Consider the following 26,654-nt stretch of genomic DNA (forward strand, 5'->3'; position numbering starts at 1 on the left):
AAGCGCGTAGAACCCATGGCGCGCCATGACCAATCGCGGCGCTCGCTCAGTCGGGCAGCGCCGCGAAAAGGCCGATCAGGTCGTGGTCGAGCATGGCGGCGCTGACCCGGGCGGCGTTGGCGGTGTTCACCGCCTCCGGCTGATAGTGCGACTCCGTCGTCATCCAGATGAAGTAGCCGTAGAGCAGCAGGACCGCGTACTGGCGCATGGCTTCGTCGATCGCCGGGACCGCGACCTCGCAGCGTCGCAACTCGTCGAGATAGTGCTGGACCAGGCCGCGCTCGGCGCCGCGCCGGTCGGCCACATCCAGCGAGGCGGAGACGTGATAGGCGACCTCCAGCATGCCCGGGCCGCGGCTGGCCAGGGTGTCGAAGAACCCCGGCGACCCATCCTGGTCGACGTAGAGGTTGCCCAGGTGGATGTCCCCGTGCAGCACGCAGTGGGGCAGAGTGAGCGAGAAGGCCACCATCTTGGCGTGGGCCGCGACCATCCACTCCCGGTCGTGGAAGCGCACGGACGCGGCCGCCCCGCGCGGCGCGGCGCAGAACCGGGCCCAGTTCTCCGGCGCGACGTTGTGGTCGAAGAAGGGCTGCAGGCTGACCAGGAAGTCGTCGAGATAGGCCCAGCGGCCGCCGGGCGCGACATCGGGGCTGCCCCAGCTCTTGGCGTGGAAACGGGCGAGGTCGGTGAGCCGCCGGGCGACCTGCTCCGGCGTCTGCGGTCGCGACGCATGGCAGAAGGTCACCCCGCGGGCGACCAGGTCCTCCATGATGATGATCCCCTGGCGCCGCTCGCGATCGTAGTCGGCGAAGAAGCAGGCCGGCGTCGGCAGCGGCATCACCGGAAAGACGTCGCGATACCCGCGGACCTCCTTCTCGTGCATGTTGGTCATCTCGACGTTGCGGCTGTGCGGCTCGAAGCCGCCCTTCAGGATCACCAGCTCCGGGATCCCCGCTCGCCGTCCCGCCGCGTCCAGCTCCAGCCGCAGGCGGATCTTGGTGGTCGTGCTGCGGATCACGTCGACGATCTGGACGCTGCGGACCGTCGCCTCCGGCGCCCGGGACCTCAGCGCGGCGGTCAGCCAGTCCGGCGTGATCTCCTCGATGGCGATCGGCAACGGAAAGGGGCTGAGCCGGGGCATGGACGTGATCCGCTGATCTGCAGGTAGACTAGCTGGTCACGCCGCCGCAGACGCCGTCTCGACAGTTTGCGCCCTGGCGACGCCGGGACTGGGCGGCGGTTGCAGATGCGCGCCGCCGGACTCGCGGTCGGTCTTCACCTGGCCGCCGCCAAGACTAGGCCCGAGTTATTCTTCAGGCCCGTGTTCTGGAAGTCCTATCGCTCAACTTCTGCAAGCAAGATCGCTCGAGAAAAGCTCAAGCCAAGTCGCGGCGGGACGTGTGTCGGGTTTCCTACAAATGCGGCGAGACCGTGGCTTTAATCGCCGCCCACAATGGGTCCGGATACTTGGGGCTTCGCAACCATATCCTGACCGCGACGTTGTGGGCGGATGTCCCGTATCATGACGACCTGCCCAACCTCCGGCGCTCTTGTGCCGACCGGCCACCGCACCTTTGAGCTCGACCTCGCAACGATGAACGCCCCGCGGTCATTTCGCTGCACGGTGTGCAAGGAGGTGCATACCTGGACCGCCCAGGAGGCGACGATTGAGGAATTCCTGAAACCGCCGGTTCTCCGCACCGCTGCTTGAGGCTGGTGCGGTGAACCTCGCCACAGCGCCGGAATGGCCGGCGCTCGTTCCCTCGGCTCGAATTGCGGCGCTGGCGGAGCGGATGCTGACGCTGGCCGACCGCTCGGGTCTGCGGATCGCCACCGCGGAGAGCTGCACCGGCGGGCTGTTGGCGTCGCTGCTCGCGGACGCCGGCGACCACGGCGACGTCTTCGTCCGCGGATTCGTCGTCGCCACCGACGCGACGAAGCACGAATTGCTGGGCGTGCCCCTGGAATTGCTGAGCGCCGCCGGCGTGGTTTCCGAACCTGTCGCGCGGCTGATGGCGGAAGGGGCGCTGGCGCGATCCGAGGCGGACGTCGCGCTGGCGATCACCTGTTCGGCCGAGCCGGGCCGCTATCCGCAGGACGCGGCCGGCATGGCGTGGTTCGGCTGCGCGCGTCGCGGCGAGTTGACCTGGACGCGGTCAGCCCGATTTGGCGACGTCGGCCACGCCGCGATCTGCCGAGGATGCCTGGGCGGCGCGCTCGAGTTGGCGCTCGGCGTTCTGCACCCCTAGATCGGCCGTCGAGCCGCGCTCTCAGCGCATGCGGCGTCTTCCGGTCTGGCGTCACCCAACTTCCAGAACGGGCACACGCGGCGATCCTACACTCAAGTTGTAGGGGCGTGATCTGGTGAGCGCTAAGCTGTACGCGTGATCTGAGCTGCCCACACGGTAAGCGCCGATGCCCGACACCTTCCTCTCCGATACCCGCGATGAGGGGCGCTCGGGGCTGGGGCGCTGGCGGCAAGCAGAACTGCCTGAACCGCCGCCGACCAAGGGCTTCCAACTGCTGGGCGTGATCGGTCCGGGCGTCATCCTGCTCGGCGCGGCCCTTGGCAGCGGCGAATGGCTGCTTGGTCCCGCCACCTTCGTCAAATACGGCCTCGCTCTGCTTTGGGTGACCGGTGTGGCGGTGTTCTTCCAGACCGTGTTCAACATGGAGCTGGTCCGCTACACCCTCTATACTGGAGAGCCGGCAGTCGTCGGCTTCATGCGCACGCGGCCGCACGCCGGATTCTGGGCAGTCTTCTATGCGCTGATGTATCTGCTGCAATCGGGCTGGCCAGCTTGGGCCGGTGCGGCGGCGGGCGCCATCTTCTTTCTCGCCACCGGCAACCTCGCCGGCGATGGCCAAGTAGAGCAAGTCTATTGGATCGGCGTCGGAGTCTATCTGCTGTGTGTCGCCATCCTGCTCGTCGGCCGGCGGATCGAGCGGACGCTCGAATTGCTCAACTGGGTGATGGTCGCAGTGATCCTCTGCGGTCTCTTGCTTCTGTGTCTGCTCGTCGCGCCCCCCAGCAAGTGGATCGGCGCTGTGGTGGGCTTCGCCGGATATGATTGGGATCGCGGCCATTTCGCCCTGCTGCCGCCAGGCGCCGACTGGTTCCTGATCGGGGCCTTCGCCGCCTATTCGGGCACGGGCGGCGTCGGCAACCTGTCGCTGTCCAATTGGTCGCGCGACAAGGGTTTCGGGATGGGCCGCGTCGTCGGCTACATACCCGCCGCTGTCGGCGGCCACGAGGTCGCGCTGGCGCCTACCGGCTGCGTGTTTCCGCCGACCGCCGACAACATGCAACGCTGGCGCGGCTGGTGGCGGATTGTGCGCGTCGACCAGTGGGGCGTGTTCTTCTGCGGCGCGTTGCTTGGCATGGCGTTGCCGGCGATCCTCTACACCTCCGTCATCGCGTCCGGCGAAGATATCCGCGGCCCCGGCATCGCGGCAAAGCTTGCCCAATCGCTTGGCGGCGGCTCCTGGCTCGCGCTCATGGTGGCCTTCATGGGCGCGTGGATGCTGTTCAAGACGCAGCTCAACAGCCTCGAAGGGATGGTGCGCGCCGTCACCGACATTCTCTGGACGGGCAGCGGGCGCGTGCGCCGGTGGAGTAACGGCGACGTACGCTGGGTCTACTATGGGGTGCTCGGCCTGTTCGTCGTCTGGGCCCTGGTCGCGCTGGGCTTGGCCCAGCCGATCATCCTGCTGCAGCTGGGCGCAAATATCGCCGGCTTCGTCATGGTGGTGGCGTCGCTCCACATCCTTTACGTCAACACCACCATGTTGCCGCTGGAGCTGCGCCCGCCGCTCTGGCGCCGCGCGGCGCTGGTCGCGATGGCGCTGTTCTACGGCTTCTTCGTCGCACTCTGGCTCTTCGGGTGAAGGCCCGCCAGCGACGTCGTCGCCCGCCGAGGATGCCCGGCGGCCACGCCGCCGGGCCGCACGCCTAGGCCACGTCGCGGTAGACCTCGCCGATCTTCTTGCCGTCCTCGAAATAGCCGAGGCCGTAGTCGCCCTTGATCGTCGTGCGCAGGGTGCGGCGCTCGTAGCGGGCGTCGCAGCCCTCGACGGCGTGCACCATCCGCCAGTTGTCCCAGATCAGCATGTCGGTCGGCTTCCAATCGTGCCAGTAGGCGCAGCCCTCCGCGCCCAGCCGGTTGATCGCCTGGCAGACCTCCTCGTAGAAGGCCTCGCCCTCGGGGTCCTCGTGGTGCTCGACGCCGACCGACATCCACGGGCCGATGTGCAGCACCTTCTCGCCGGACTTCCGGGTCCAGACGGCCGGGTGCATCGCCCGCGGGAAGATCGCCACCTCCTTGAGCAGCTCGCGGGTCTGCGGCGGGTCGCCGAGCGGGGTGAAGTTGACGCCGAAGCGCATCTTCGTCAGCCGGGTGTCGAGGGTGTAGATGATCTTCAGGCCTTCCAGCCGGTCGCGCAGCGCCTGCGGGAACTGCGCGTAGAGCTGGACCCCGTCCATGAAGCCGGTGCGACCGCCGACCGGGGCGTTGACCGGCGCCCGTAGCACGCCAGCGCGGTTGAGCTCGTCGTTGTAGCAATGGTCGAAGTGCCAGGGCGAGAAGCGCGCCAGCCGCCGGCCGTCGATCTCCACCAGGCCGTCGACGTTGGCCGGGTCGTCGCTCGGCACGTGGTGCATGTCGATCACGCCCGCGGCCAGGTCCTCGCTGTCGCTGTCGCGCGGGGTGGCCTTGGTCGGGTGGTCCTTCAGCGGGCCGAACACCTTGCTGAGCTCGACCTGCATCTTCGAGCTCGGCTCGACGTCCTCGAAGACGATCATGCCGCGGGTCTCGAACACCTGGTTGATCTCGGCGCGGACCGCCTCGTCGGCGAGCGTCTCCCAGTTGACCCCGCCGACGCGCGCGCCGAACGGCAGGTCGTCCCGCAGATCGCGGACTGTGATCCTGGCCACTTGCATCCTCCCTGAGCGCTTGATTTTCCAGCAGCTTACCCGTTGTGCGCGCGGTGGAAAGCCTCCTGCGCCGCGCTTGGCGGTGAAGCGCCGCCTGCAGATGAACGGGCGCGGCGTGTCGATCCGCCAAGCCTGCCCAGCTGCTAGGCTGGCCGGCAGACAACGTCGGAGCCGCAGCATGAACACCGCCGGGCTCGCCGTGCCCCGCTTCATCGGCAAGCGCATGACGCGCAAGGAAGACGCGCGGCTGCTGACCGGCCAGGGCTGCTTCGTCGACGACGTGGTGTTGCCCGGGATGCTGCACGCCGCCTTCGTGCGCAGCCCCGTCGCCCGCGGCCGGATCCGGGCGATCGACGCCTCGGCGGCGCGCGAACTGCCCGGCGTGCACGCCGTCATCACCGCCGAGGACCTCGCGCCGCTCGACGTCCAGATGGTCAGCTTCTTCCTGATCTCACCGCCGCCGGGCCCCAAGGTCCATCCGCTGGCCAGCGGGCGGGTGGCGCACGTCGGCGATCCGATCGCCCTGGTGGTCGCCGACGACCGCTACATCGCCGAGGACGCGGCCGGCCTGGTGGTCGTCGACATCGAGCCGGAAGCGCCGGTCGTCGGCATGCACGCGGCGCTCGCCGTCGGCGCCGCGGGCGTCCATCCGGACTCGGACGGCAACATCGCCGCGACCGAGGCCAGGCCAGACCCCGAGCTCGATGCAATCTTCAAGACCGCGCCGCACGTCGTCAGCCGGACCATCCGCCACCAGCGCATCTGCCAGTCGCCGATGGAGACCCGCGGGGTGGTGGTCTCGAAGGCCGGCGACGAGCTGACCGTCTACATCTCCTGCCAGAGCCCGCCGATCGTCGCCCGCCTGCTGGCGCTGGCCTTCAACCTGCCGCAGACCAGCATTCGCGCCATCGCCAAGGACGTCGGCGGGGCCTTCGGGCTGAAGAACCAGCCGGGCCGCGAGGAGATGGCGGTGATCGCCGCCAGCCTGGTCCTCGGCCGGCCGCTGAAATGGATAGAGGACCGCTTCGAGCACCTGACCACGGCGCTGCTGGCGCGCGAGCAGGAGATCACCCTGAAGCTCGCCTTCGACGCGGATGGGCGGCTGCTCGGGGCCCACGCCGACTACCTGCAGCAGAACGGCGCCTACCCGCAGTTCCCCGACGCCAACCTGGCGGCGATGATGTTCATGTGGCCGGCCTACAAGCTGCCGCGGTTCGGCTATCGGGCGCGCGGGGTGTTCACCAACACCATCGGGCTCGGCGGCTATCGCGGGCCCTGGGCGATCGAGACCCTGGCGCGCGAGACCCTCCTCGACGCCGCCGCCAAACAGATCGGGATCGATCCGGTCGAGATCCGCCGGCGCAACCTGATCACCGCCGCCGACCAGCCCTACGCCGACAAGGGCTTCGGCTTCGTGCTCGCCGACATCACCCCGAACGAGTGCCTCGACGCCCTGCTGCAGAAGGTCGACGTCGCCGCCTTCCGCGCCGAGCAGGCCGCCGCCCGCAAGCAGGGGCGCTATCTGGGCCTGGGCTTCGCCGCCTATATCGAGCCGACCGCGGCGACCGGGTTTTCGGTGCTGGCCAGCGACGTGGCGCACCTGCGGGTCGAGCCCAGCGGCAAGGTCTCGGCGATCCTCACCACCCACTCCCAGGGCCACGGCACCCAGACCACCATGGCCCAGGTGATCGCCGACAGCCTCGGCGTGCCGTTCGACGACGTCACCATCTACGAGGACGACTCCTCGCGCAGCGGCTTCGGGCCCGGCGCGGCCGGCAGCCGCCAGGCGGTGTCCGGCGGCGGGGCCTCGATCCGCGCCGCGCGGATCCTGGTCGACAAGATCAAGCGGATCGCCGGCCATGTGCTGAACGCCAACCCCGACGACGTTCAGCTCGAGGACGGCATGATCCGGGTCGCCGGCGCGCCGGAGATGAGCCGCAGCCTGCGCGAGATCGCCGAGATCGCCTACAACGAGCCGGCCCGGCTGCCGCCCGAGATGGAAATGGGGCTGGAGGCGCAGTACCGCTACAACGCCCCGCCGGTCACCTGGACCAGCGCCGCCCACGCCTGCATCGTCGAGGTCGACGCCGAGACCGGGTTCGTGACGATCAAGCGCTGGGTCTGCAGCGAGGACTGCGGCGTGGTGATCAATCCGGCGATCGTCGAGGGGCAGATCGCCGGCGGCCTCGCCCAGGGCATCGGCGAGGTGCTGCTCGAGGAGATGCATTTCGACGCCCAGGGCAACCCGACGGCGGCGACCTTCAAGGACTATCTGCTGCCGGCGATCAGCGACGTGCCGGTGTTCGAGTTCACCCACATCGTCACCCCCTCCGCGGCCGAGGGCGGGTTCCGCGGGGTCGGCGAGGGCGGGGCGATCATCGGCCCGCCGACCCTGGTCAACGCTATCGCCGACGCGCTTGCGCCCTTCGGCGACCTGCCGCTCGATCTGCCGCTGACGCCCTCGAAGCTGCTGGCGGTCATGGAAGGCGCTTGAGCATGGACCAGCCGCCGCGCATTCCACCGGTCCAGCCGCAGAGCTTCACCGACGAGCAGCGGTCGCTGGTCGGCGACTGGTCGGCGATGAACTTCGCCCGGGTGATCGTCGCCCATCCGGCGCTCTACCGGGCGCTGATGCCGCTGATCGCCAAGCTGATCGCCGGGTCCGAGCTGCCGCCGCGCGACCGCGAGGTGCTGGTGCTGCGGACGCTGGCGCTGTGCGACGAGACCTACGAGACGGCGCACCATGTGCTGATCGCCCGCGGGGCCGGCCTGACCGACGCCGAGATCGCCGCGGCGCAGCAGGGCGCCGACAGCCTTGCGCCGTTCGACCGGACGCTGGCGCGCGCCGCCGAGGAGCTGGTGCGCGACCAGGCGGTCAGCGACGCGACCTGGCGGGCGCTGGCCGAACGCTACGGCGAAGTCCAGCTGATGGAGGTCACGGCCCTGGTCGGCGGCTACACGCTGATGGCCATGCTGACCAAGAGCTACGGGATCCCGCTGGAGGACGCCGAGACCTTCCGCCGATTCTCGGAACTGCGGACCTACACCTAGGTCGACACGCGAAACCAGGAGTCCGGATCGATGGACATCGTCGACGCTCAGCTGCATCTCGGCCGGGGCAAGATCGAGGCGACACTGGAGGCGATGGATGCGCTCGGCGTCCGCTCGGTGCTGATCGACGAGTTCTGGGGCGAGTTCGGCGGCGGGCACCCGACCCACATCCAGCCCGGTTATCGTCTCGCCAACGGCGCCTGGCGCGCAGCGTCGCCGACCGCCGAGGAAGCCAGCCTTCGCTATCCCGACCGGTTCTCCTATCTCGTGCGGATCGACCCGCGCGACCCCGAGCTCGAGAGCGTCATGCGCACCGTCGCCTCGTCGCCGAATGCGCGGGCCTTTCGCCTGCAGCCGGTCTGGACGCTCGACGAGGTCGAGGCCTTCGCCAACGGCGCCTACGAGCCGCTGCTGGAGCTCGCCCAGGACCTGGGCCTGCCGGTGTGCGTCTTCATTCCTGGCTACGTCGAGTTGCTCAGGCCCTACGTGCGGAAGTTCGCGCGGCAGACCTTCATCATCGACCATTGCGGGATGGGCTTCCCCAACATCCCGCCCGGGCGTCCGGCCCCGGAGGCGCAGAGAGCGCTTGAGGTCGGCTATTTCGCCGAGGTCCTCAAGCTGGCGGACTTCCCGAACGTCGCGCTGAAGTGGAGCCATGCGCAGGACGGGTTCGGCGTCAAAACCTATCCCTACGAAGGCCTGCGCCCGCTGCTGCGCCAAGCGATCGCAGCGTTCGGGCCGCAGCGGCTGATGTGGGCCAGCGACAACACCGTCATCCCCGGGCACAGCTGGTCGGAGATGTTGTTCGCGCTGCGCGACGATCCCGAGCTCGCCGCCGAGGAGAAGGCGTGGATCCTCGGGGCCTCGGCCCGCCAGCTGCTCAACTGGCCAGCGGAACCGGTCACCCCGGCGCCCTGAGATGGCCCGACCCTGGCGACCTCCACCCGCGGCCTAGTGGAATCCCGCACCGCCGCCGCGGGAGACCCGCAATGGCGGCAGCGCTGTCCGGGGCGTATGATTTTACCGTCTCACGTGCGTCGCCTCCGGTGAACCGGAGGACCTCGTCATGGCCGTCCGCACCGCCATCGCGCGGCGCGTTCTCGCGCTCCTCGGCGTAACGACTGCGATCATCGGCTGCGACCGCGGCGCACCGAAGGCTTCCGACACCAAGGTGCGGCCGGCCGCCGCCACCCCGGCCGCATCCCCGGCCGAAGCGCCGTTTCCGCCGGCGGCGAACGTGGCCGGCCTGCCGGAAGAGCTGCGGATGATGCGGTTCACGCCGTTCACCGGCGACCTGGACGGCATGATCAAGCGACGCCTGATCCGCATCGGCGTCCCCTACAACCGCACCTTCTACTTCGTCGACAAGGGCGCCCAGCGCGGCGTCGCCTACGAACTGGGGAAGGCCTTTGAGGAGGAGCTGAACAAGCGGCTCAAGACCACCGACGCGACCAAGGTCCACGTGGTCTTCATGCCGCTGCCGCGCGACCGGCTGGCCGCGGCGCTGGCGGAAGGCCGGATCGACGTCGTCGCCGCCCAGGTCACCGTTCGGCCGGAGCTCCAGGCGCGGGTGGACTTCAGCAACCCGACCCGGACCAACGTCAGCGAAGTGGTCGTGACCGGCCCCGGCGCGCCGCCGATCGCCTCGGTCGACGACCTGTCCGGCCAGCAGGTCTGGGTCCGCCGCGACAGCAAGTATTACGACAGCCTGGTGGCGCTGAACGGCCGGCTGAAGGCGAAGGGCCGTCCGCCGGTGGTGATCCGCGATGCGCCGGGAAACCTCGAAGACGAGGACCTGCTGGAGATGGTCAACGCCGGCCTGATCCCGATCACCGTCGTCGACAACTACCTGGCGCAGTTCTGGAAGCAGATCCTCCCCAACCTGACGGTCCACGATGCGGCGGCCCTGCGCACCGGCGGCAGCCTGGGGCTGGCCATGCGCCACGGCAGTCCGCAGCTGGCCGCCGCGCTCAACACCTTCCTTGCGAAATTCGGCCTCGGCACGGCGTTCGGCAACATCATCGAGCAGCGCTACCTCGTCAGCACGAAATACGTGACGGACGCCACCTCCGACGCGGAACGGAAGAAGTTCCTGACGATGGCCGAGCTGTTTCGGAAGTACAGCGACGAGTACGACGTGGATTACCTGCTGATGGCGGCGCAGGGATTCCAGGAATCCCAGCTGAACCAGAAAGCAAAGAGCGCGGTCGGCGCCATCGGCGTCATGCAGATCATGCCGGCGACCGGCGCCGAGCAGAAGGTCGGCGACATTCGCCAGCTGGAGCCGAACATCCACGCCGGCGTGAAGTACATGCGCTTCATGATCGATCGGTACTACAAGGATGAACCGATGGACGATCTGAACAAGGCGCTGTTCAGCTTCGCGTCCTACAACGCTGGCCCCGGCCGGGTCCGCCAGCTCCGGCGCGAGGCCGAGGCGCGTGGGCTGAACCCGAACGTCTGGTTCGGCAATGTCGAGCAGATCGCGGCCGAGCGCGTCGGCCAGGAGACCGTCACCTACGTGGCCAACATCTACAAATACTATGTGGCCTATCAGCTGGTCGTCGAGCGCCGGGCGCAGCGGGTCGCCGCGAGCCAGGCGCTGAAGACCCAGGCCTTGAAGTAGGCGGGCGCGCGGCCCTTGCAGGCGGCGCCGCCGGACCGCATCTGCATACCGCGCAGCAGCGGAGGCGGCATGACCCAGCCCATGAAGATCGACTTCGTGTCCGACATCTCCTGTCCCTGGTGCGTGATCGGGCTGCGCGGCCTCGAGGAGGCGCTGGCGCGGACCGGCGACCTGGTCGCCGCGGAGATCACCTTCCAGCCCTTCGAGCTCAATCCGCAGATGCCGCCGGAAGGCCAGAACACCGTCGAGCATGTCATGCAGAAGTACGGGTCAGGCCCGGCGGAGATCGCCGCCAACCGCGACCGGATCCAGGAGCGCGCCGCGGCCGTGGGCTTTGCGATCCGCTATTCGGACGACAGCCGGATCTACAACACCTTCGACGCCCACCGGCTGCTGCACTGGGCGAAGCTGGAGGCCCGGCAACTTGAGCTGAAGCAGGCGCTGTTCGCCGCCCACTTCACCGAGGGGCTGAACGTCTCCGACCGCGAGGTGCTGGCCGACGTCGCCGCGCGGGCCGGCCTCGACCGGGCGGAGGCCAGCGCGGTGCTCGCGTCCGACCGCTACGCCGCCGAGGTGCGCGCGGCCGAAGCCTTCTGGCGCGAGAACGACATCAACTCGGTGCCGGCGGTGATCATCAACGGCCGCTACCTGATCTCCGGCGGCCAGCCGCCCGAGGCGTTCGAGCAGGCGATCCGCAAGATCGCCGCCATGCCGGAAGCCTAAGCGCATTCGGCGGCCCGCCGGCGATGATATGGCGCGCCGGCGCGGGCGGGGCGATCCGACCCGGCTTGTGAACGCCCGTCCGCGGCCTCTAGGAATGAGCACACCGCCAGGAGCCCGCCGATGCCGTCAAACCTTGAAACGTCCGTCGCGGTCGTCACCGGCGCAAGTTCGGGCATCGGCAAGGAGGCGGCGAGGGCGCTGGCCGCCCGCGGCTGGCGGGTGATCGGCGTCGGCCGCGACCCTGAACGCACCGGCGCGGCGGAGGCCGACCTTCGCGCCGCGGGCGACGTGGCGATGATCCGCGCCGACCTCGCCAGCCTGCGCGAGGCGCGCCGCGCCGCGGACGGGATCGCCGCCCGCGTCGAGCGGATCGACGTGCTGCTCAACAACGCCGGCGGCGTCACCGCCGACCGGGTCGTCACCGCCGAGGGCAATGAGGGCACCTTCGCCGGCAACCATCTCGGCCCGTTCCTGCTGACCAACCGCCTGCTGCCGCTGCTGCGCGCGGCGGCGGCCAGCGCGCCGGCCGGACGCGTGCGGATCGTCAACACCTCGTCGAGCGGCCACGAACAGGCGCCCGGCTTCGACTGGGACGACCTGCAGATGCTGCAGGGCTTCATCTCCGGCCGCGCCTACTGCAACGCCAAGCTGGCGAACGTGCTGCACGCCCGGGCGCTGGCGCGGCGGCTGGCCGACGACCGGATCGTGGCCCACGCCATGCACCCCGGGGTGGTCCACTCCAACTTCGTCAGCCACGCCGACGAGGGCATGCAGCGCTACATGCAGACCCTGGAGGGCATGACGCCGGAGGAGGGGGCCGACACCCTGGTCTGGTTGGCCACAGCGGACGAGCCGGGCCGCTCGACCGGCGGCTATTTCCACAAGCGCCAGGCCGTGCCGATGAGCCCCGCTGCGCAGGACGACGCACTGGCCGAGCGGCTGTGGGCGGCGAGCGAGACGCTGGTCAGCGCCTACGCGGACTGACCTCTCCTAACTCCCGCTCTCCCCCGCGAAAGCGGGGGCCCAGGCGTTTTTGTTGTTTCGAGGCTGTGACCGCGGACCAAAGGCCTGGATCCCCGCTTTCGCGGGGACGAGCGGCTAGCGCGCGTCCGCGGCGCGCCCCAGCCGGTCGATCATCGACTCGGCGGCCTGCACCAGGGCGGCCATCGACGGATCGGTCTGCGGGGCCAGCTCGCGGGCGTGGGCCAGGTCCTTGCCGAGCAGTTGGCGCATCGCCTCGGCGCTCTCCGGCCGCAGCAGGCCGACCACGGCGCGCAGGGCGAAGCCGTCGGCGGAGCCGGCCATCAGCGCCTGGCGCAGCTGCTCGCGGTCGAAGTCCAGCTTCTCGCCGAGGTCGAGGATCGCCGCGGCCATGCCGTAGTTGGCGATGCTGACCAGGTTGTTCAGCAGCTTGCCCTGCATGCCCCGGCCGCTCGGGCCCAGGTGCAGCACCGACTTGCCGTAGGCGTCGAGCACGGGGCGGCCGCGCGCGAAGGTCGCGTCCTCGCCGCCGACGTAGATCGACAGCTCGCCGCGCAGCGCCGCCGGCGAGCCGCCGGAGACGCCGGCGTCGAGCACGCCGACGCCATAGGGTTTCGCCTGGGCCGCGAGCTCCTGGCAGAGCTCGGGCGCGACGGTCGAGTGGATGATCAACAGGCCGCCGTCGCCCAGCGCCTGGAACAGCGCGCCGTCGGCGACCAGGGCCTTTACGTCGGCGTCCATCCGCACGCAGACGCACAGCACCTCGACCTGCTCGGCGGTCCTGATCGGGTCAGCCTCGCGCGCCGCCCCCGGCTCGTCGAACGCCGCCAGCGTCGCCGGATTGATGTCGCAGGCCACCAGCTCGAACCCGGTCCGCGCGAGCCTGCGCGCCATGCCGTCGCCGAGGCTGCCCAGACCGACAAAACCGACTTTCATGCATCCGCTCCCTAATGCGTCGCCGCGACTATAGCGCCGAGCGACGGTGCTGATCAGCGCGAGCGGGCCGTAGCCCAGGCAGCGGGCCGTTTTAGTGTCGGTGGATGGCCAGCGCGCGGGCCAGCCCGTCCAGGACACGGGGATCGGCCATCTGGGCGACGTTGAAGCGCATGAACCCGGCGGCCGACTGCGCGGGGCTAAAGACGTTGCCGGGGGCCAGCACCAGGTGCTCGTCGAGCGCGGCGCGGGCGACCTCGGCGGCGTCCAGCCCGTCCGGCAGGCGGCACCACAGATAGAAGCCGCCGCGCGGCGCCAGCCACGGCTGGACGTCGAGCGTGGCGAGCGCCGCGGCGGCCTCGCGGCGCGCCTTCGCGAGCCGGCGGCGCAGCGCCTCCAGGTGCTTGCGGTAGCTGCCGTCGCTGAGCGTTCCGAACACCAGTTCGGCGGCGACCGGACTCGGCCCGCCGAAGTTGGTCGCGACCTGCAGGTCGACCAGGCCCTCGATCCAGTCGGGACGCGCGGCGATGTAGCCGCAGCGGATCGAGGCCGACAGGGTCTTGGAGAAGCTGCCGATCCGGATCACTCGCGACAGCCCGTCGAGCGCGGCCAGCCGCGGCGAGGGTTCGGGCTCGAAGTCGGCGAAGATGTCGTCCTCGACGATGGTCAGGTCGTGGGCGGCGGCCGCGTTCAGCAGCCGGTGGGCGGTCTGCGGCGAGAGGCTGGCGCCGGTCGGGTTGTGGAGCGCGGAATTGGTGATGTAGAGGCGCGGCCGATGGGTTGCGAGCGCCTCGGCGAACCGCGCCGGATCCGGGCCGGTCGGGGTGTAGGGCACGCTGACGACCTGCACCCGGTGGGCGCGCAGCAGCGCCTGGAAGTTGAAGTAGCAGGGATCGTCCAACAGCACCGTGTCGCCGGTCTGCAGCAGGTAGCGGCAGATCAGGTCGATCGCCTGGGTGCCCGAGGCGGTGAGCAGGATCTGGTCGGCGCCGGCCTCGATCCCTTCCTCGGCGAACTGGCGGGCCAGCAGGCGGCGCAGCGACAGGGCCCCGCGCGTCGCGCCATAGTCCGCCAGGATTGCGTCGTCGGCGCGGGCGAGGCTGCGGATGGCGCGACGGATGGCGGCGTTCGGCATCCAGTCGGCCGGCAGCCAGCCGCAGCCCGGCTTGAGCATCTCCGCGCCGGTGTCGAGCGACTGGCGCGACACCCACAAGGGGTCGATCGCCAGGTCGCGGCGCGGCGAGACCTCGGCCAGCGCGAGCGGCGGCAGCGGCCCTGAGACGTAGAAGCCGGAGCCGGGGCGCGAGCGGATCACCCCTTCCGCCGCCAGCCGGTCGTAGGCCTCGACGACGGTCGACGGCGACACCCGCATCGTGCCGGCGAAGCTGCGGATCGAGGGCAGCTTCTCGCCGGCGCTCAGCGCGCGGCTCGCCAGCTTGCGGCGGATCGCGTCCATCACCTGCTGGGTGCGCGCGCCGGAGACGTCGTTCATCTCGGCCTCTCAAGCGTGTGGGTCATTTGAGCCATACAGTTCGGTCGAACTGTACGGAACTGTGGCTGTCGCCGCCAGCCTGCCTCGCGCTACGTCCCGGGCAGCAGGAAAGGAACCGGCGATGCAGCGCGCGACGGACGGGTGGGGCAGCGGCCTGCTCGGGGTGATCATCTTCAGCGGCTCGCTGCCGGCCACCCGCATCGCCGTCGGCGGCTTGACGCCGATGTTCCTGACCTCGGCGCGGGCGGTGATCGCCGCCCTCTTGGGCGCGGCCTTGCTCGGCGTGCTGCGGCAGAAGCGGCCGGCCGCCGGCGACCTCGGCTCGCTGGCCATCGTCGCCGCCGGCGTGGTGGTCGGCTTCCCGCTGCTTACCGCCCTGGCGCTGCAGCACATCACCTCCGCGCATTCGATCGTCTTCATCGGCCTCTTGCCACTGGCGACGGCGATCTTCGCCGTCGTGCGCGGCGGCGAGCGGCCGAGCCCGGCTTTCTGGCTGTTCTCGGTCCTGGGCGCTGCGGCCGTCGTCGGCTTCGCGCTCAGCCGCAGCGGCGAGGGGTCGCTGAGCGGCGACCTGCTGATGGTGGCGGCGGTGCTGCTCTGCGGCCTGGGCTACGCCGAGGGCGCGACGCTCTCACGGCGATTGGGCGGCTGGCAGGTGATCTCCTGGGCGCTGGTGCTGGCGTCGCCCATGATGGCGATCCTCGCCCTGGCGACGCGGCCGGGGAGCTTGAGCGGGATCGGCCTGCCGGTCTGGGCCAGCCTCGCCTACGTCTCGGTATTCAGCATGCTGGTGGGCTTCGTCTTCTGGTACCGCGGGCTGGCGCTCGGCGGCATCGCCCGCATCGGCCAGCTGCAGTTGCTCCAGCCCTTCCTCGGCCTGGCGCTGGCCGGCTGGCTGCTGCACGAGCCGGTGGCCTGGACGATGCTGGCGGCGACCGGCGTGGTGGTGCTGTGCGTCGCCGGCGCCAAGCGCTTCGCCTGAGCGACGGCCGGTCAGCCGGCTCCCACAGGCCGTGAACGCAAGACCCGTAGACCGCGCCTAGGGAACCCAGCCGGGCAGGGCGGCCGCCTGCTTCACCCAGTCCGCCAGCTGCGGCCCGTCGAACGCGCCGTCTTCGTAGATGTCGAGCCAGCGGCCCTCTCCGCTGCGTTCGGTGCCGCCCGGCGGGAGCGGCCGCAGCAACGTGCCCTTGAAGAAGGTCACTTTGACGTAGCGGGTCAGGCAATGGAACGACAGGAACCAGCCCTGGCCCTCGACGCCGTAGAAGGGCGAGTTCCACCGCACCGCCTTGCGCACGTCGGGCACGGCCTGGACGATCAGCGCGTCGAGCCGCTGGCCGAGCTCGCGCTTCCAGCCCGGCATCGCGGCGATGTAGGCCTGCACCGGGGCGTCGCCGTCGGCCTTGGCGATCTGCGGGTTGCCGCCCGAGAGCAGCACGACCTCACCCGCACCTGGCTTGGCCTTCGCGGCGGGCTTGAGGCTCCTGGGGCTTGGCTTTCGATCCGACAAGCTCGTTCGCTCCTCGTTGGGGCCGCACCGGGCGGCGTTCAGGCCGGCCCGATGGGACCGGCGTAGCGCCGTGCGCGGCGGGTGGCGCGGTACGCGCGCGGGCTCTGTCCGGTCGCCCGGCGGAAGGCCGCGGCAAAGGCCGTCGGGTTGGCGAAGCCGACCTCGGCGGCGATCGCCGCCACCGGCAGGTCGCCGTCGGCCAGCAAGGCTTGCGCGCGCTCGAGGGTCAGATCGCGGACGAAGGCGGTGACCGTCTGGCCGGTCTCCTCGCGGAAGGCGCGGGTCAGCTGGCGGCGGCTGAGGCCGCAGAGTTCGGCCAACTCGGCCAGGGTCGGCAGCGTCTCGCCGCCGCGCACCCGATCCTCGATCAGCCGCACGCGCCAGAGCGGCAGCCCGCCCTTGCGCCCGCGGTTGTCGCGCCGGGTCTGCAGGGCCCGCGCGCTCTCGGCGACCAGCACCAGGCCGAGGCCTTCGACCAGCATCTCCGCGGCGAAGCCGGGCGCGGCGACCTCGCGGGCGATCCGTTCGAGCGTCTCGCGGACGCCGTCGCCCTCCAGCCGCAGGCAGTCGCGCAGCAGGTCGGCCAGGCCCTCGCCAAGATCGGCCTCATCGGGGAACAGCGGCTGGGCGCGGACGAAGACGTTCAGGCTCTGCTGCCGGCACTCCGGGCCTTCGCCGCGCAGCCGGTAGCCGGCCGGGGCGAGGAAGGTGCGCCCATAGGTCTGGCGGTCGGTGAAGAAGTCGAGGAAGCAGCCGCGCGAGCGGGCCGGCCGCGGCGAGAGGCTCATGTCGAAGTAGTGGACCTCCGGGGAATGCCAGTGCCCGGCGACCGCGAAGTCGCGCTCCAGGTCGAGGATCGCCGCGGTCAGGGTCGGCGTGTCGATGCGTCGGACGTCGAGCCGCCGCGCCGGGCGGACCAGTTCGCCGATGACGCCGGCGGCGGGCGCCGCTGCCGTCTGGACCGTCCTTCCAGCTGCGCTGATCACGTCCAGCTTTTCCGTTCGCCGCCACGCCTGGCGGGTTATTTCGGACGACGGGATCGCAGGCGCAAGCGGGAAGGCCGTCGCGTTATGCTGACCGGTTCATTCCGTCGTCCCGGCCGTGAAGCGCCGTTGCAGCTGATCGAAGGCGGTTCCAGGACCTTCGGCCAAGCGCCGTTCGATCAGGTCGCACACGACCTCCGGGCCATGCGCCTCGGTGTCGATTTGCAGGTCGTAGCAGTCGTTGGCGTAGACCGCGCCGTAGAACCACGGCCGCAAGCGGCTGAGGCGTTCGATGATGCGGCGGATGGGATCGTCGGCGCCCAGTTCGGCGGTCGGCAGCTTCTTGTCCATCTGCCGGTTGGCGACCCGCTCCATCAGCACCTCGAACGGCGGCTTCAGCGAGACGAACAGTACGGGCAGGCCCTGGAGCCGCGACACGCAGTCCTGCAACAGCGGCGGGTCCATCATCGTCAAATGGTCGACGATGATGTTGCAGCCTTCGCGCGAGGCGCTGGCGACCCATTCGTGGAACGCCGCGAACGCGCGATGGCCGTTCTCGCCGAAGCTCCAGCGCAGCGGACCCTCGGGATCGGCCTCGTCGAGCGGATGGGCGTAGACGCCGTCGCGGGCGCGCGGACCGTGGTGACCGAACTTCGCGGGGAAGGTCCCGGCCATGAAGTGGTCGACGCCGTACAGCAGCCAGAAGTCCTCGGACCGCTTGGCGAACAGCTCGCAGGTCGTGGACTTGCCCGACCCCGAGGTGCCGGAGACGATGATGATCTGCCCGGGCACGCTTTCCTCCTGATGGTCTTGTTGTCGGGCCGTGCTCAGCCGAGGGCGAGCTCGCCGCGGGCGATCTTGCGGAACCGCTCGGTGGAGCAGAATTCCTGGTTGTCGCCCCAGTGGGTGACGCCGTCCCAATCCCACTTCACCAGCGACCAGACGACGGTGTGGTCGGTGTAGCCGGTGAAGATAAGCCCGGGATCGATCTCAGCGGTGGCGGTCATGATGCGGCCGAGCTTGTCGGTCGCCTCGAAGACTGCGCGGCTTGGACCGTACCGGCCAAACTCGGTGATGCGGCGGACGCCCGACGCCAGGCTGGAGAGCTGGCCGTCCTTGTAGATGTAGCCGCCAATCACCTTCTGCTCGGCGTCGCCCATGGCGATCGCGTGGAAGGAGCTCTCGGCGGCGATGCCCCAGAAGTAGCCGCCGGTCGCCAGCGAGGCGTAGTCCCGGCGGCCGTAGGAGGTGTCGCGCATCGAGAAGCAGTCGATCGGATATTCCTTGCCGTCGCGACGCACCATGCCCTTCATCCGGCCGGGCTGCTCGATGTGGAACTTGGCCGTGGCCTGCTGGCCGGCGTCGCCGGTCTTCAGTTCGTGCACCGGGCCGATCGCCTGCCAGACGAGGTCGATCTCGAAGCCGTCGTAGCTGTACTTGATCGCGTAGCGGGTCAGCGGCTCGAGGACCTTCACCTCCAGCGAGTTGTTCGCCTTCATGTCGAACTTCTGCGCGCCCGGCGGCAGCGCCTGCAGGTGGCTCCAGTTGTAGTGCAGGCAGTCCCACTGGGTCAGGCCGCTCGGGTCCCACATCACCGGGCCGCCGTTCAGCATCCCCATGTTCGGGCGGAAGTAATACTGGATCAGGCCGTGGATGTGGTCCTCCGGCTTGGAGAAGGAGAACCAGACGCTCTCGTTCCAGTAGGGGTTGGCGTCGCGCTCGTCGCAGAACCGGTCGGCCTGGGGCAACTCGCTCATGGCTCTGGTCTCCTCCCTGTTCGTCTTGTCGTTATGCGTCACTCGCCGGTCGCCGTTCAGCGGACCACGTCGAGGCTGAGGCGGGTGAGCATCAGGGTGGCGATCCGCCAGCGACCCCCGATGCGGCGATAGGTTTCGTGGTAGTGGCCGCGGCCGACGATGGACTTCCAGCCCTCCCGCGGGTGGCGGTCCTCCCAGGCGATAACGTCCTGCATCGCCCAGACGCCGGTGGCGGCATCGGCGCCCGTGATCTCGATCTCGGCGGTGAACCCCTGGTGCTGCGAGACGGCGTTCTCCAGCGAGGTTCGCAGGCTGGCGGCGAACGCTGGTCCGCCCTCCAGCCAGACCTCGCCCGTGGGCGCCAGCACCTTCAGGTCGGGCGTGAACACCTCCACCAGGGCGTCCCACTGCTTGGTGTCCATCAGCCTGAAGTAGCGCGCCTTCAGGTTCCGGATCTCTTCGACGGCTTCGACGCGTGCGATCGGGTCCACGGGCAAATCCTCTCCCCCAAGGGTTAGCCTGTCGTCGGCCGGGCTGCAGGGCTCTTTGGCTGGTCCTGCCGGTCTGGTCATGCGCGATTGCAGCATCACGGGCCCGCCGGCGCGGGCGCGGCGAGCGCGGCGCTCGCCATGGACAGGGCGTTTTCGATCAGCACGCCGTCGAGCAGGGGATCGGGAACGGCCGGCCACCGGTTGAAGACGCTGGTCAGCACCATCAGGAACACCAGCCGCAGGCGTTCGCGCAGCAGGTCGCCGTGCAAGCCAGGCAGGGCCTCGGCGATCAGGGCGATGATCTCGTCCGAGACCGGGGTCAGGTGCAGGGCGCGCGTGATGCATTCGACGCCCTGTCCAGAGGCCATGATCGCGCCGGTGAAGCGGGCGTAGCTGCGTTCGCCGGCTTCGTCATAGAGCTCCAGCGGCGGCAGCAGCAGGGCTCGCACCAGGCCCGGCAGGTCGAGCGCGCCCTGAGCCCGGAGTTGCGCCAGAAGGCGCCCGCGCATCCGTTCGACCTCGGGCATCCGCTGCGCGAGGATCGCGTCGACCAGCCCCGGCAGGTCGCCGAAGTGATACTGGACGGCGTAGTTGTTCCCGGTCCCGGCCTCCAGGCTCAGCTGCCGCAGGGTCACGCCGTCGAGCCCATGCAAGCCGATCAGCCGTTCGCCCGCGGCGATCAGCCGGTCGGCCACCGGCACATGGATCGTGGAACTCAGGGCCCGCTTCATCGGCGACAGCACGCCGCAAACTTGGCGCGCAGGCAATCGCCTTAAACCTAAGTCAGTTGACTGCCGGCGCACAGCGATGCGTCCGAGGGCGCGCCCAGCGAACCTCGAATATCGCTGCCGCGCTACCGCGCCCCGTCGCCCTCGCCCGCCATGTGATCAGCTGATAACATACCGTTCAATCGAGCGGGGCCAGCCCAACGACGACACGAGGAAACGATGGCGGACGACAACACCGAGCTTGCGAAGGCGGCGAAGAACTACTGGAGCGAAACCGGCTACGCGCCGGGCGGGATCATCCGTGAGGTCGACTACGCCAAGTACGCGACCGGCCTGCATCCGCAGCTGCAGGGCATCAAGATCGTCGACTGCGACACCCACTTCACCGAGCCGGCGGACATCTTCACCAGCCGCGCGCCGGCCCGGCTGAAGGACAAGGTGCCCTACCAGAAGATCTCCGGCGGGGTGACCCGCTGGTTCGTCGGCGACCAGGACTTTGGCATCGTCGGCGGCAACGTCATCCGCAAGGACCAGAACAAGCTGCTCGGCCGGCTGGCCTTCCCGACGATCGACGAGGGCACCCCGGCCGCCTGGCAGGTGAAGCCGCGGCTGCAGGCGATGGACGACCTCGGGATCTGGGCCCAGATCTGCTACCAGAACTCCGGCGTCACCCAGGCCGGCTCGCTGATGAAGCTAGGCGACGAGGTCGGCGTCAGCGTCCTCAAGATGTACAACGACGCGGCCGCCGAGCGGCAGGCAGAGTCCGGCCAGCGGCTGTTCACCATGGGCCACCTGCCGTTGTGGAATAAGGCCGAGCTCGACGCCGAGGCGCGGCGCTGCGTCGACATGGGCATCAAGGGCTTCGTGCTGCCCGACACGCCTGAGACGCTCGGCGTGCCGTCGTTCGACGACCCCTACTGGACCGCCTTCCTCGAGCTCTGCAACGACACCGGGACGCCGATCAACTTCCACCTGAACGCGGCGATCGATCCGAACAAGCTGGTGTGGAAGAGCTTCTCGTTCGAGAAGGCGATCTCGGTCGCCTCGAACATGTTCTACATCGGCAACCTGGCGACCATGGGCAACTGGATGGTCTCCGGCCTGCTCGACAAGCATCCGAAGCTGAAGATCGGCCTGATCGAGAGCGGCATGGGCTGGATCCCGTTCGGCGTCGAGGCGATGGAGCACCAGTTCGACGAGATGCTGGCCGACGAGGCCCAGGCGCCGCAGCGCCGGCCGTGGGACTACTGGCGCGACAACTTCTGGTGCACCTACTGGTTCGAGAGCGTCGGCCCGAAGAAGCTGCTGGAGACGGTCGGCGTGAACAAGGTGCTGTTCGAAACCGACTTCCCGCACCCGACCGCGCTCTATCCGGGCGTCCAGGACCACATCGTCGACACCCTCGGCGGCTATACGCCGGAGGTGCGCAAGCGCGTCCTCGAGCGCAACGCCGTCGAACTCTACAACCTGCCGTTCTAGGGGCGCAGGGGCAGGGGGCGGCGCCGGTTGCGGCGCCGCCCCCGCACGCAATTTAGTTGAATGGAGGGGTGCTTGAACCCGACGGATACGGTCGACCGCTATTTCGCCCACATGCGCAGCCGCGACCTCGACGGTCTGGCGAGCCTGTTCACCGACGAGGCGGCCATGATCCTGCCGGACGGGCGCGAGGTCGCAGGGCTCGCCGCGATCCGCGGCATGTACCAGCACATCTTCGGCGCCGGGGCGCCGTCGCCGACGCCGCTGGCGACCATCGCCGGGCCGAACGGCGCGGCGACCGAGATCGAAGCCAGGTTGCCGGACGGCACGAGCCGGCGGACGGCGAACTTCTTCCACCTCGACGCCGACGGGCGGATCGCCCGCCTCAGCATCTACAAGCGCGGCGACTGGTAAGCATGCTGCCCCTCAAACCGCTCGAAGGCGTCCGCGTCCTCGATTTCACCGCCATGCCGCCGGGCGGCTTCTGCACCGTCGTGCTGGCCGACCTGGGCGCCGAGGTGATCCGCGTCGAGCCGCCAGCGCAGAAGGGCGAGCCGAGCCTGGTGGTCCGCCAGGTGGCGCTGAGCCGCGGCAAGCGCTCGCTGAGCCTCGACATGCGCAACCCGGCCGCCAGCGAGGTGCTGCGCCGGCTGATCCCGACCGTCGACGTGGTGGTCGAGAACGCCAAGCCCGGGGCCATGGAGGCGCGCGGCTTCGGCTACAATCACGCTCGGGCGGCGAACCCGAAGGTGATCTGGTGCGCGCTGACCGGCTTCGGCCAGACTGGCCCCTACGCCGAGTACGCCGGACACGACCTGTCCTATCTGGCGCACTCCGGCCTGCTCGGCGCGCTGAGCTCTGAGCTGCCGTGGCAGCCCGACCTGCCGCTGGCGCTGCAGGCCGGCGCGCTGGCGGCGGTGGTCGGCGTCCAGGCGGCGCTGCTGCAGCGTGGCCGGACCGGCGAAGGCGCCTTCCTCGACATCAGCCTCTCCGAGGCGGCGAGCTGGCTTTTGACCTGCGGCATCAATCCCTTGTCGGATCATCCTTACGCAGTTCCGAGCACCCCGGACCGCCGGCTCTACCCCTGCGCCGACGGCCGCTTCGTCGCCGTCGCCTCGGCCGAGCGGCGGACCTGGGAGGCGCTCTGCGACGGCCTCGATCTGCCTGAGCTGAAGGCTGCGCTGCACAAGCCGGCCGACGCCGAGCGGGCGGCGCAGGCGCTGGCCGCGGCCTTCCTGACCCGCCCCGCGGCCGAGTGGGTCGCACGGCTCGCCCCGACCGGGGCGGCGGTGACGATCGTCAATCACGCCAGCCAGTTGCTGGACGATCCGCATGTTCGCGAACGCGGGTCGGTGGTCGACTGCGCGGGCACGCCGGTGCCGGCCAGTCCGGTCCGGCTCACCGCCCCGGACGGCGCCCGCAGCGAAACCGCCACGGCCCCGCCGGGCAAGGTCGGCGACGACACGCAAGCCGTGCTGGCCGCGGCCGGCTTCTCACCCAGCGAGCTGCAGGCGCTAACCGACGCCGGCGTGGTCTGATCACATCGCGCTGAGCCAGGCGAACGGCAGCGAGGCGACGCCGACGACGATCAGGCTCACCGCCCAAACCGTGTCGAGGTTGAACCAGCTGCGCGACAGGAACTTCAGGCCGAGCCAGCCCTGGACCAGCAGGGCGATCGCGCCGCCGGTCAGGATCATCGCCGCGGTGTGGACGACCGACACCGCAACCGCGGTCGCCAGGTCGCCGCCGATCAGCGCGCCGGCCGCCTGGTGCCCGCGGTCGAGATCCGCGGCCCGGCAGAGGCCGAGGTAGATCGGCACCAGCATCAGGCCGGCGCCGTGCGCGGTGGCGACGGCGAAGGACCACAGCGCCAGTTGCGTCGGCCGGATCCGGGCGATGAACCGCGGGTGGCGGCGGCGCACCAGCAGCCAGACCCCCGCCGCGATCACCAGCAGCGCCGCGCCGATGCGGATCTGTCGCTGCCACTCGACCAGCGCCATCATCAGCGAGAACGGCAGCAGCATCGCGGCCATGGCCAGGAAGTGGCCGAGCGCCAGCAGGCCGAGCGCGGCGAACAGGTCGCGGCGGCTGCGGCCCATCAGCCCGGCGCTCACCGCCAGCGGCCAGCCCATCGCCGGGTTCAGCCCGTGGAAGATTCCACTGGCGACCACGCTCGCCCAGAGGCCGGCCGTGGTCACCGGGCGCGGCCCCTCAGACCGACGGGTAGCAGAAGGATTCCGTCGAGCAGTCGCCGCCCTCGAGCCGGATCTGGTGGGTGCGGTAGCCCTGCGGGAACTCGACCCAGAAGTCCTTGTCGAGCGTCAGCCCGCCGTTCGCGCCGACGTCGGCCTTGACCATCGCGCCGGGCACGCCGGCCGGATAGAACTGCGCGTCCCAGGTCGAGTAGAGGCTGTTGGTCCAGTAGACGCGCTGGCCGTCGCGGCTGATCTCGACCATCTGCGGCCCGCCCGCGTAGGCCTTGCCGCTCGGGTGGTCGGCCTTGCGCACGATCCCGCCGGTGTGCACCGAGCCGGCGAGCGTCGGGTTTAGCGGATCGCTGACGTCGTACTGCCGCATCTCGCCGGTGCCCCAGCAGGAGACGTAGAGGAAGCGGTCGTCGAGCGACAGGTCGATGTCGGTGACCAGCGGCGGGACGGCGCCGAACCCCTGCAGCAGCGGCGGCAGCTCGTCCTTTTCCGCCGGCTCCGGCGGGATGGTCGCGGTCTTCTTGGCGTGGAACTTCCCGCCCTCGCGCCACCAGGTCCAGATCGAGCCTTCGAGGTTGGTGGTGTCGACCACCACGCCGAGGAAGCCGTACTCCTTTACCGGGTCGTGCGCCGGGCGGACCTCCAGCGCCATCTGGTGGTTGGCCCCCAGGTCGATGGTCTGGACGTGCTTGCGCGCCCGCAGATCCCAGAAGTGCAGCCGGTGGCCGTACTTGTTGGCCAGCAGATCCTCCGGGACGATGCCGTTCTCGAACTGCGGCGGCAGCCCCCATTCGCTGGAGACCATGTAGTCGCGCGGCAGGTTCCACCAGAAATCGTAGTGCTTCTCCTGCGGGCCGCGGTCGATCTCCCAGCGGCCGATCACCTCGAAGGTTTCGCAGTCCATGATGAAGACGCCGGGCGGTCCGTCGGTCCCGTCCGGACCGCCGCCGCCGAGGGTGGAGACGTAGACGCCTTCCGGGCCGCAATGGATGGTGTGCGGCCGCGAGTAGCCGGTCTTCCGGAACACCTCCTCCGGCTCGATGATCTTGTGGATCTTGGCCGCGGTCGGCCCGCCCTCGGTGTCGATCACATAGATCCGCGAGGAGCGCAGCCCGGGGATGATCAGGAAGCGGCGCGCCAGGAAGGCGTGGCCGGCCAGCGGATAGAGCGCCGAGGAGCAGGCGTTCCAGCCGAAGTGGTGAAACTCGTCGCCTTTGTTCGGCATGACGACGGTGTGGACCACCTTGCCGTAGTCCTTGGAGGTCCGGTCGACATTGACCACCGCCAGCGCGTCGGGCTGCGAGAAGTCCGGGCTCAGCATCAGGGTGTAGGCGTAGGTCTCGACGGGCGCCTCCATCGCCAGCTTGGCGGTGGCGTGGAAGGTTGGATCGGGGCGAATGGACATCGTCATCTCCCTAGCCGCGCTGCAATGCCCCGAGCGGCCGGCCTGCACGCGCCGGCGGGGGCTCTGGAAGTCCTCCTGGAAAACTGGCGCGGCGAGGGCCTGGCCTGCCGCGCCCGACATTGTGCGGCCGGAGGGGCGCCGGCCGCAACAACGCGCAGCAAGGCGAGGCGAAGTGGTCCCATTCGGGGATCATCGGAGCACCGCGGCTCAGCGTCGGGATCGCGTAGGGCGGAGCGAGCGGAGAGCTAAGCGTGGCCCCCGCAAGCGGACATTCCGAACTTCGGCTAAGGGTGGTGGTTTGCGGAAGTTCCCGGATCAGGAACTGCTTCATCATGAGCGAATGATTGCCCGCATTATCGCTGCCGCGTTGGCTCTGGCTTGCACGATGTTTGGCCACGTCGACGCAGCACCATCCGTTGAGGACCGTGGGGATGCCGCCTTGCTTGATCGACGAATGCCGGAAGGGATGGGGCCGTCTCAGCGGCGGTTTGATCAACTGGATGAAGGAGTGTCTTGCAAGGGGCGCGTAACATCGGACCGGTGGAACTGTTCATAGAAGGTGCACGTTTTTTTACTAGTTGGTCTGTTCGCCCTGCTCGCGAGTACTCGGATGAGAAACCTCCACCTTCCCCACGTCCACACACCTCACATTCATGCGCCCCATCTTCACCTCCCGCACACTGGAAGCCCCCGCGCCTGGAAGATGCGCACCGCACTTATTGCGCTTGCACGTCCTATTGCGCGCTTCTGCCGCGGCCTGAATCCACGCCGCCTTCTAAATCGCTAGGGTCTCAAAGTCCGGGCGAGCGACGGATGGGGAAGGGGAAACGGACGCGATCGGGTTAGGTAACACCATGGCGGCGCCGAGACCCAGGAGCGCGCTCGCGGGGAGCTACCATCCGAACGAAGGAGTCGGCCATGAACGTTTTCATGCTGTTTACCGGCAGTGGCCCCCTGGTGATCCTTACATCCCACGCCTCGATCGAGGAGCCCGGCCTGCTCGAGAAACTCGCCGGGAAGGGTGTCGACCGGTTCCTCGCCTACGAGATCCCGCTTGGTCTGGCCAAAGCGCGCTACGGCATGCATTTTGATATCGTGGCGCGCAGCCTGGCGGAGACGGACGACCTAAGGGTGCTGGACTTCGATGGAGCCCGCGCGTTCCGGCTGTTCAGCTTCGCGGAGATGTCGGGCCCAATGGCGCACGAGGCGGCGAAGACGAGCTCCGCCGCCTAGCTAGGTGTCGCACATTCACGAGCCCGGGCGCACGGGCCTGGGGCGCTACCTTCTAGCGGGCCCTCGCGTTCTGACGAAGAGCAAGATGCGTACGGCCTTTGGCGGTTCGCAAGCCGCATGACCAC

Annotated in this window: 25 protein-coding genes; 13 read left to right on the forward strand and 12 right to left on the reverse strand. The window is 69.5% G+C overall.

Annotated features, from left to right (window positions below):
* Window positions 1-46: 46 nt before the first annotated feature.
* Window positions 47-1,141, reverse strand: coding sequence for a phosphotransferase (locus tag ACSQ14_RS22765; RefSeq protein WP_436016806.1), 1,095 nt, complete (start codon window positions 1,139-1,141; stop codon window positions 47-49).
* A gap of 580 nt (window positions 1,142-1,721) precedes the next feature.
* Between ACSQ14_RS22765 and ACSQ14_RS22770 the strand changes: the two genes are divergently transcribed.
* Together ACSQ14_RS22770 and ACSQ14_RS22775 are read left to right on the forward strand one after the other, a co-directional pair.
* Window positions 1,722-2,249 carry a CinA family protein gene (locus ACSQ14_RS22770; protein WP_436016808.1) on the forward strand — a complete coding sequence of 176 codons (528 nt, stop codon included), beginning with the start codon at window positions 1,722-1,724 and terminating at the stop codon, window positions 2,247-2,249.
* A gap of 166 nt (window positions 2,250-2,415) precedes the next feature.
* Complete coding sequence (locus ACSQ14_RS22775) at window positions 2,416-3,888, forward strand: Nramp family divalent metal transporter (protein ID WP_436016810.1); 1,473 nt, start codon at window positions 2,416-2,418, stop codon at window positions 3,886-3,888.
* A 64-nt stretch (window positions 3,889-3,952) separates the two neighbouring features.
* Here ACSQ14_RS22775 and ACSQ14_RS22780 read toward each other — a convergent pair whose 3' ends face one another.
* Complete coding sequence (locus ACSQ14_RS22780) at window positions 3,953-4,933, reverse strand: TauD/TfdA dioxygenase family protein (RefSeq protein WP_436016811.1); 981 nt, start codon at window positions 4,931-4,933, stop codon at window positions 3,953-3,955.
* A gap of 178 nt (window positions 4,934-5,111) precedes the next feature.
* On the opposite strand from ACSQ14_RS22780, the gene ACSQ14_RS22785 reads away from it, so the two are divergent.
* The 6 genes from ACSQ14_RS22785 to ACSQ14_RS22810 all read left to right on the forward strand — a co-directional run bounded on the left by ACSQ14_RS22785 (window position 5,112) and on the right by ACSQ14_RS22810 (window position 12,317).
* Window positions 5,112-7,427: a xanthine dehydrogenase family protein molybdopterin-binding subunit gene (locus ACSQ14_RS22785; RefSeq protein ID WP_436016812.1), complete on the forward strand. Its 2,316-nt coding sequence runs from the start codon at window positions 5,112-5,114 to the stop codon at window positions 7,425-7,427.
* 2 nt (window positions 7,428-7,429) lie between these two features.
* Complete coding sequence (locus ACSQ14_RS22790) at window positions 7,430-7,984, forward strand: carboxymuconolactone decarboxylase family protein (protein WP_436016813.1); 555 nt, start codon at window positions 7,430-7,432, stop codon at window positions 7,982-7,984.
* Between the two features lie 30 nt (window positions 7,985-8,014).
* A complete protein-coding gene (locus ACSQ14_RS22795) occupies window positions 8,015-8,902 on the forward strand; it encodes an amidohydrolase family protein (RefSeq protein WP_436016814.1) in 888 nt (295 codons plus the stop codon).
* 148 nt (window positions 8,903-9,050) lie between these two features.
* A complete protein-coding gene (locus tag ACSQ14_RS22800; RefSeq protein ID WP_436016816.1) occupies window positions 9,051-10,610 on the forward strand; it encodes a transglycosylase SLT domain-containing protein in 1,560 nt (519 codons plus the stop codon).
* A gap of 69 nt (window positions 10,611-10,679) precedes the next feature.
* The gene (locus ACSQ14_RS22805) at window positions 10,680-11,333 is read left to right on the forward strand and encodes a DsbA family oxidoreductase (protein WP_436016818.1); all 654 of its coding nucleotides are present in this window, start codon (window positions 10,680-10,682) and stop codon (window positions 11,331-11,333) included.
* A gap of 120 nt (window positions 11,334-11,453) precedes the next feature.
* Entirely contained in the window at window positions 11,454-12,317 is an 864-nt protein-coding gene (locus ACSQ14_RS22810; protein ID WP_436016820.1) for an SDR family NAD(P)-dependent oxidoreductase, read from the forward strand.
* Window positions 12,318-12,431: 114 nt separating this feature from the next.
* Here the strand turns inward: ACSQ14_RS22810 and ACSQ14_RS22815 are convergent, their stop codons facing one another.
* Window positions 12,432-13,250, reverse strand: a complete 819-nt coding sequence (locus tag ACSQ14_RS22815; RefSeq protein WP_436016822.1) for an NAD(P)-dependent oxidoreductase — start codon at window positions 13,248-13,250, stop codon at window positions 12,432-12,434.
* A 91-nt stretch (window positions 13,251-13,341) separates the two neighbouring features.
* Entirely contained in the window at window positions 13,342-14,739 is a 1,398-nt protein-coding gene (locus ACSQ14_RS22820) for a PLP-dependent aminotransferase family protein (protein ID WP_436016824.1), read from the reverse strand.
* A gap of 121 nt (window positions 14,740-14,860) precedes the next feature.
* On the opposite strand from ACSQ14_RS22820, the gene ACSQ14_RS22825 reads away from it, so the two are divergent.
* On the forward strand, window positions 14,861-15,721 hold the full coding sequence (locus ACSQ14_RS22825; protein ID WP_436016826.1) for a DMT family transporter: 861 nt from the start codon (window positions 14,861-14,863) through the stop codon (window positions 15,719-15,721).
* Window positions 15,722-15,778: 57 nt separating this feature from the next.
* On the opposite strand, the gene ACSQ14_RS22830 is transcribed toward ACSQ14_RS22825, so the two are convergent.
* The 6 genes from ACSQ14_RS22830 to ACSQ14_RS22855 all read right to left on the reverse strand — a co-directional run bounded on the left by ACSQ14_RS22830 (window position 15,779) and on the right by ACSQ14_RS22855 (window position 20,211).
* The gene (locus ACSQ14_RS22830; RefSeq protein ID WP_436016828.1) at window positions 15,779-16,249 is read right to left on the reverse strand and encodes a DUF1801 domain-containing protein; all 471 of its coding nucleotides are present in this window, start codon (window positions 16,247-16,249) and stop codon (window positions 15,779-15,781) included.
* Between the two features lie 38 nt (window positions 16,250-16,287).
* On the reverse strand, window positions 16,288-17,235 hold the full coding sequence (locus ACSQ14_RS22835) for a helix-turn-helix domain-containing protein (protein WP_436016830.1): 948 nt from the start codon (window positions 17,233-17,235) through the stop codon (window positions 16,288-16,290).
* A gap of 96 nt (window positions 17,236-17,331) precedes the next feature.
* Window positions 17,332-18,024 (reverse strand): phosphotransferase-like protein, encoded by a 693-nt coding sequence (locus ACSQ14_RS22840; RefSeq protein ID WP_436016832.1) that lies wholly within the window; start codon window positions 18,022-18,024, stop codon window positions 17,332-17,334.
* Window positions 18,025-18,059: 35 nt separating this feature from the next.
* Window positions 18,060-18,989 (reverse strand): DUF7065 domain-containing protein, encoded by a 930-nt coding sequence (locus ACSQ14_RS22845; RefSeq protein ID WP_436016834.1) that lies wholly within the window; start codon window positions 18,987-18,989, stop codon window positions 18,060-18,062.
* Window positions 18,990-19,045: 56 nt separating this feature from the next.
* A complete protein-coding gene (locus ACSQ14_RS22850) occupies window positions 19,046-19,480 on the reverse strand; it encodes a nuclear transport factor 2 family protein (RefSeq protein ID WP_436016836.1) in 435 nt (144 codons plus the stop codon).
* Window positions 19,481-19,575: 95 nt separating this feature from the next.
* The gene (locus ACSQ14_RS22855; protein WP_436016838.1) at window positions 19,576-20,211 is read right to left on the reverse strand and encodes a hypothetical protein; all 636 of its coding nucleotides are present in this window, start codon (window positions 20,209-20,211) and stop codon (window positions 19,576-19,578) included.
* Window positions 20,212-20,427: 216 nt separating this feature from the next.
* On the opposite strand from ACSQ14_RS22855, the gene ACSQ14_RS22860 reads away from it, so the two are divergent.
* The 3 genes from ACSQ14_RS22860 (at window position 20,428) to ACSQ14_RS22870 (ending at window position 23,222) form a co-directional block, all read left to right on the forward strand.
* Window positions 20,428-21,687 carry an amidohydrolase family protein gene (locus ACSQ14_RS22860; protein WP_436016840.1) on the forward strand — a complete coding sequence of 420 codons (1,260 nt, stop codon included), beginning with the start codon at window positions 20,428-20,430 and terminating at the stop codon, window positions 21,685-21,687.
* 72 nt (window positions 21,688-21,759) lie between these two features.
* Window positions 21,760-22,098 (forward strand): nuclear transport factor 2 family protein, encoded by a 339-nt coding sequence (locus tag ACSQ14_RS22865; protein WP_436016842.1) that lies wholly within the window; start codon window positions 21,760-21,762, stop codon window positions 22,096-22,098.
* 2 nt (window positions 22,099-22,100) lie between these two features.
* Window positions 22,101-23,222: a CaiB/BaiF CoA transferase family protein gene (locus ACSQ14_RS22870; protein WP_436016844.1), complete on the forward strand. Its 1,122-nt coding sequence runs from the start codon at window positions 22,101-22,103 to the stop codon at window positions 23,220-23,222.
* Here ACSQ14_RS22870 and ACSQ14_RS22875 read toward each other — a convergent pair whose 3' ends face one another.
* Both ACSQ14_RS22875 and ACSQ14_RS22880 read right to left on the reverse strand, forming a co-directional pair.
* Complete coding sequence (locus ACSQ14_RS22875) at window positions 23,223-23,882, reverse strand: hypothetical protein (protein ID WP_436016846.1); 660 nt, start codon at window positions 23,880-23,882, stop codon at window positions 23,223-23,225.
* 13 nt (window positions 23,883-23,895) lie between these two features.
* Window positions 23,896-25,296 (reverse strand): selenium-binding protein SBP56-related protein, encoded by a 1,401-nt coding sequence (locus tag ACSQ14_RS22880; RefSeq protein WP_436016848.1) that lies wholly within the window; start codon window positions 25,294-25,296, stop codon window positions 23,896-23,898.
* A gap of 918 nt (window positions 25,297-26,214) precedes the next feature.
* Between ACSQ14_RS22880 and ACSQ14_RS22885 the strand changes: the two genes are divergently transcribed.
* Window positions 26,215-26,529, forward strand: coding sequence for a hypothetical protein (locus ACSQ14_RS22885; protein WP_436016850.1), 315 nt, complete (start codon window positions 26,215-26,217; stop codon window positions 26,527-26,529).
* Window positions 26,530-26,654: the final 125 nt, after the last annotated feature.

The organism is Phenylobacterium sp. LjRoot219, assembly GCF_964252995.1.
GTDB lineage: Bacteria > Pseudomonadota > Alphaproteobacteria > Caulobacterales > Caulobacteraceae > Phenylobacterium.